The sequence below is a fragment of the Tabrizicola sp. genome (genome assembly GCF_036781545.1).
Lineage (GTDB): Bacteria > Pseudomonadota > Alphaproteobacteria > Rhodobacterales > Rhodobacteraceae > Tabrizicola.
In genome coordinates this window covers 1-3101 of record NZ_DAIQAT010000257.1, presented here as the reverse complement: position 1 = coordinate 3101, position 3101 = coordinate 1, and the positions used below count along the sequence as shown (strand labels likewise).

Sequence of the window (3101 nt, the reverse complement as noted above, 5' to 3'; positions counted from 1 at the left end):
CGTTCGCGCTCGTCGTTGCATTGGGTACAGGTGTTTGTTCCGCACCCTTGGCCCTAGCAGACGGTTTCATCTTCCAGGTCAGCCCCGACGGACAGCTGATCGATATCGCGAACGGCACGCAGTCGCTGCGGGCGTTCGACAGTTCGGACGCCGCTCCCGACGGGACGCAGACGGACCGCCTCTTTCTTTTCGCAAGACCACAGACCGCTGACACCCAAGCGCCCTTGGCGCAGCTTGCGGCACTTGCCCCGACACCACGCGCGATCCGCGCCTCCCCCGAAATCCTCCACGCCATCGAGACCACGGCGCTGCGCTATGGCAGCCATGACGCCCTGCGTCAGGCAGGTCTGTCGGTCACCGACTGGACGCTGTTCTACCGCGCCAATATCGAGGTTGAGAGTGCTTATGACCCGCGCGCGCTGAGCCCGGTCGGGGCCATCGGGCTTGGCCAGCTCATGCCCGGAACCGCGCGCGATCTTGGCGTCGATCCTCATGACATTGCGCAGAACCTCGACGGCTCGGCCCGGTACCTTCTGATGATGCTGGAGCGCTTCGGCGATCCTGCGCTGGCGTTGGCCGCCTACAATGCCGGACCCGAGGCGGTCACCCGCCATGGCGGCATTCCCCCTTTCCGCGAAACCCAGGGCCATGTGGCCCGTGTGACTGCCGTGTTCCAACGGCTCAGAGGAGATCTCTCGTGACATCCAGACTTTCCCCCGTCGCCGCCCGCGCGGTGACTTGCACGCTCATGGGCGCGATGGCCCTCATCGTGCTCGCAGATCCCGCACTGGCGCAGAGTATCGATCTCTCGCCGGTCCAGACCTTGCTGCAGGGCATCGTGAACGCCATCACCGGCCCCTTGGGCATCGTGATCGGCACGTTGGCGCTGATCGGTGTGTTCCTCTCCTGGCTCTTCGGCATCCTCGATTTCCGCCAGGCGCTCTGGGTCGTGGTCGCGATCGCGGGCATCGCTGCAGCCCCCACCATCGTCGCCGCCATCTGGACAACCTGAGCCAGAGCTTCCGGAGGTCTCGGACATGTCCGACCAGTCCCGCGTGTTCATCGGCCTTCTCAGGCCGCCCAAGCTGATGGGCTTGCCGATCATGTATGCCATGGTCTGGCTCTTCGGCTCGACGCTCCTGTTCCTCTGGGTCCAGAGCTGGGTGGTGGCCGTCTTCGCGGGGCTGGCCTGGCCGGCGCTTTGGAAAGCCGCGGACTGGGATCCGAACTTCCTCGACGTCCTGGTCATCACCTTGCAGGAAACCCCGCCCACGACGAACCGCAAGCTTCACGGAGGTGACAGCTATGCCCCGTGATGGAATTGCCGATGAGGTGGCGGAGGGTCTCGATCCGCTCACCGCGCTGCCGGCATGGGTCAAGGGCGAGAAGCGGCTCTCGTCCATGCTGCCTTACGTCAGCCTCGTGACCGACCGAACGATCCGGACGCGCGGCAACGAGCTGATGCAGTGCATCCGGCTCGAAGGGGTGAACAGCATCACGAGCGAGGATGGGCATCTCGACCGGATCGGCGGGCTCCTGGCAGGCATCGTCGCGCAGGTGGGGACCGAGTTCTCCTTCTACCTGCACAAGGTGTCAAAGGCGGTCGACGTGACCCTGCCGCCCATCCCGGGCGAAGGGTTCGCCGCCGCCATCGACCAGCGCTGGCGCGCGCATCTGGGTCAAGCGGGCCTGCGTGACAAGACACTGACCCTGACGGTCCTGAAGCGCCCAGAGACCGGCAGCCGCTTGCCGTTCGGTCTGGGGGCATCCCGCGCCCGGCATGCGGCGGATACGACCCGGCGCTTGCGCAAGCTCGACGAGGTCGTGGGGTTTCTGCTGTCGTCTTTCGATGAGCTGAAGCCCCGCCTGCTTGCTGCCAGCACCGGCGAGCTTCTGGGCTTCCTCGGTTCACTCAACACGGGCGAGGAACACCCGCTCTTCCCGCGCTCGCGCCTGGGCGTGATCGCCGAAGATGTTGCCAATACCCGCGTCACCTTCCGGGGTACGACCGTCGGGCTGTCCGACGGTGCTGTGGGCGACAAGCTCGGCGCGATCTTTGCGGTGAAAAACTACCCCGCGAAGACCGACAGCCTGATGCTCGACGAGCTGAACCTGCCCGTCGACATGGTGGTCACCCACTCCTTCGTGCCGATCAACGCCAATATCATGGCAGGCCGCATCAAGCGGCAGCTGCGCCTCATGCAGGCGGCCAATGACGGGGCCGTCAGCCTCGCGCAGGAGTTGGAACTCGCCCAGGACGATCTGGAATCCAAGCGCCTGATCTTCGGGGAACACCACATGACAGTGGCTGTCTATGCGCGCAGCAAAGCGGCGCTCGACGACATCGCGGCCGAGATCCGCAACATCTCGGCCACCTCCGGCATCAACCTGATCTCGGAAGCCTTCGGCGCGCGGGCGCATTTCATGGCGCAGCATCCCGGCAATACCGGGGCGCGCAGCCGCAAGGCCGCGATCACGAACCACAATTTCGCCGATCTCGCCACTTTCCACCGCACCCCGCTCGGCAAGACTGGTCAGGAAGTGCCCTGGGGCGTGCCGATCACGCTTTTTCCGACGCCGGAGCGCAGCGGGTTCCGCTTCAACTTCCACGAACAGGGCGCGCCGGATCGCGAGCCCACGGGTGGCCACACCCTGATCCTCGGCCGCCCCGGGTCCGGAAAATCTGTGCTGGCGGCGTTCCTTATGACCATGGCAAAGCGGGCAGGCGCGCGGCTTTTCGTCTTCGATTATCGTGCCGGTATGGAAATGGCCGTCCGCGCGCTTGGGGGTAGCTATTCGACCGTGCGGGCCGGACGTCCCACGGGCCTGAACCCGCTGCAGACGGAAATCGACGCCCGCGGACAGGCATGGCTGGCCGATTGGCTCGCAAGCCTTCTCGAGCGCCGCGACCGACCCCTGACCCCGGTGCAGACCAACCGTCTGCAGGAGGTCGTGCGCCAGAACGCCAGTGCCGGAAACGCAGGGCTGCGGAACTGGTCTGATTTCGCCTCGCTCCTCGTCTCGACCGATGACGAAGGCGATCTTTTCGAGCGGATGCAGGAATGGACCGCCGAGGGCCGCTACGGCTGGATCTTCGGGGC

4 protein-coding genes are annotated in these 3101 nt (G+C 65.6%); all 4 read left to right on the top strand.

Annotation, left to right across the window (positions count from 1 at the left end):
- The first annotated feature begins 47 nt into the window (after positions 1–47).
- Complete coding sequence (locus V7Q39_RS20305; RefSeq protein ID WP_416235093.1) at positions 48–701, top strand: lytic transglycosylase domain-containing protein; 654 nt, start codon at positions 48–50, stop codon at positions 699–701.
- 32 nt (positions 702–733) lie between these two features.
- On the top strand, positions 734–1012 hold the full coding sequence (locus tag V7Q39_RS20300; protein ID WP_394352146.1) for a TrbC/VirB2 family protein: 279 nt from the start codon (positions 734–736) through the stop codon (positions 1010–1012).
- 25 nt (positions 1013–1037) lie between these two features.
- Positions 1038–1316 carry a type IV secretion system protein VirB3 gene (locus V7Q39_RS20295; protein ID WP_018065947.1) on the top strand — a complete coding sequence of 93 codons (279 nt, stop codon included), beginning with the start codon at positions 1038–1040 and terminating at the stop codon, positions 1314–1316.
- Positions 1306–3101 (top strand): type IV secretion system protein B4 (locus V7Q39_RS20290; RefSeq protein WP_333818427.1); only part of this gene is annotated, 1796 nt, incomplete at its 3' end. The genes V7Q39_RS20295 and V7Q39_RS20290, both read left to right, overlap by 11 nt.